The following is a 1,757-nucleotide window of genomic DNA, read 5'->3' on the forward strand; positions in this document are numbered from 1 at the left end:
ACCGCGGCGGCCCAAGGCATGTCGGGCATCAACCGGTGCGCGACGAAGGCGACGCCGGCTGTGGTGAGGCCGACCGCGGCGACGACCAGGGTCGAGACGGGAACCCAATTGTTGCGCAGATCGCGCAGCGAGGTGTCGAAGGCGGCGTCGAGCAGCACCGGTGCGACAAAAAGCGCCAATGCCAGGTCCGGCTCCAGCGCCCAGGACGGGCTGGATGGCACGAAGGCAATCAGTGCGCCGCCGATGGCGAGAAAGGTCGGGTAGGGGACCTTGATCCGCCGCGCCAGCGCCGATAAGGCAACGGCGCCGAGCAGAAGCGTGATGATCCATTCGAATGTCGACACGATGATCCCCGAGGCCGATATGAGCGGCGCCACAAGCTAGCACCAATCCGGCCGTATGATGGATAGTACGGCCCCGAGGCAAGAACCAAGGCAAGAGTTAAGTCAGGTCCGAAAGCAAGATTTCCGACTGCAGCGAGCATGCGTTTTCAAAAACTCATTCAATCGTCAGGTGCCGTATTGCTTTGCGCGCTCTCGCTCGCCGCCGCTCAGGCTGCGACCGGTGGCGAGCCGGCTGCGGTGATCCGGCTCGATGTCGCGTCATGCCTCGCGGCGACCGCGGCCGACGACATGGACAAGGCCGCCACGGCCTGCGCCGCCGTGATCGACAATGAGAAGACGGTGAAGGCGGACCTGATCAAGGCGCTGATCGCGCGTGCGGCGCTCTATGCGCGGCACGACCAGATCGACCGTGCCATTGCCGATGACAGCCGCGCGCTTTTGCTCGATCCCACGCTTGCCGACGTCTTCAATGCGCGCGGCGAGCTCTGGCTCAAGAAGGGCGACAAGCCCAAGGCGGTGCAGGATTTCGGCGCGGCGCTGAAGATCGACCCGAGCCACGAGAAGGCGAAGGCCAATCACAAGGCAATGGCGCGCGAGATCGAGCGGATCGGCGCGCAGATGGCCGTCGCCGGCAAGCCCAGCTTCAATTGCAAGCGTGCGGCCCGGGCTGTGGAGAAGGCGATCTGCGGCAATCGCGAGCTCGCCGATCTTGATCGCGAGATTTTTGGGTCGAACGCGCGCGCGATCCGGGAGGCGCGCAATCCGGCGGAAGCGAAGAACCTCCAGCGTGAGCAGAATGAGTTCATTGCCCGCCGCAATGCGGAGTACGGCCGGCCGGGATATGATCTGAAGAAGGCGATGCAGGAGCGCCTGCAGCGGATCAACGGGGTAGATGGGTATTGAGGGCTTTGCTCCAAAAGCGCTCGTCATGCTCGGGCTTGTCCCGAGCATCCAGTTTCTTTCCGCCCTAGGTTAGACGTGGATGGCCGGGTCAAGTACGGCCATGACGGTGTGGACTGGCCCGAATTGAACCCATCCCTTGCCGGCCGCGACAATGGTGAGAACCCGACGTCACGGAGCTCTCTGCCATGTGCGGCACGCATCCTTCCGCGCAAACGTCTTCGTTTGCCAAAAGTTCGCTGCGAATCTTTCTGTTCAGCGCGGCAATGAGCTTCGTTCTCGCCGCTCCGGCCTCTGCCGCCACCGATTGCGTGATGGGGAGCGAGGCCGCTCCAGTGGAGCTGATTCCGGCCTGCAGCACCATCATCGACCAGGCCGCAAATCCCGCTTCCGACCGCGCCTCGGCGCTGCTGGTCCGTGCTGACGCCAATGCGCGGAGCTCGGGTGGCCTCACCCAGGCCCTGCGAGACATCGACCGCGCCATTGCGCTGGACGGCAAGGATGCAAGGGCCT

Annotated in this window: 2 protein-coding genes and 1 pseudogene; 2 read left to right on the forward strand and 1 reads right to left on the reverse strand. The window is 64.2% G+C overall.

Annotated elements, in window-relative coordinates:
* Window positions 1–344 (reverse strand): cation:proton antiporter (locus tag MOV75_RS36800; protein WP_247007841.1); only part of this gene is annotated, 344 nt, incomplete at its 3' end.
* 138 nt (window positions 345–482) lie between these two features.
* On the opposite strand from MOV75_RS36800, the gene MOV75_RS36805 reads away from it, so the two are divergent.
* Window positions 483–1,247, forward strand: a complete 765-nt coding sequence (locus MOV75_RS36805; RefSeq protein WP_246924082.1) for a hypothetical protein — start codon at window positions 483–485, stop codon at window positions 1,245–1,247.
* 185 nt (window positions 1,248–1,432) lie between these two features.
* Window positions 1,433–1,757, forward strand: a pseudogene (locus MOV75_RS36810) (hypothetical protein); the annotation flags it as partial.

The organism is Bradyrhizobium sp. PRIMUS42 (assembly GCF_023006515.1).
Taxonomy (GTDB): domain Bacteria; phylum Pseudomonadota; class Alphaproteobacteria; order Rhizobiales; family Xanthobacteraceae; genus Bradyrhizobium.

What these genes read in the sequence shown, in the direction of transcription:
- MOV75_RS36805 (WP_246924082.1), top strand. Translation starts at nt 483, where the DNA reads ATGCGTTTTCAAAAACTCATTCAATCGTCAGGTGCCGTATTGCTTTGC.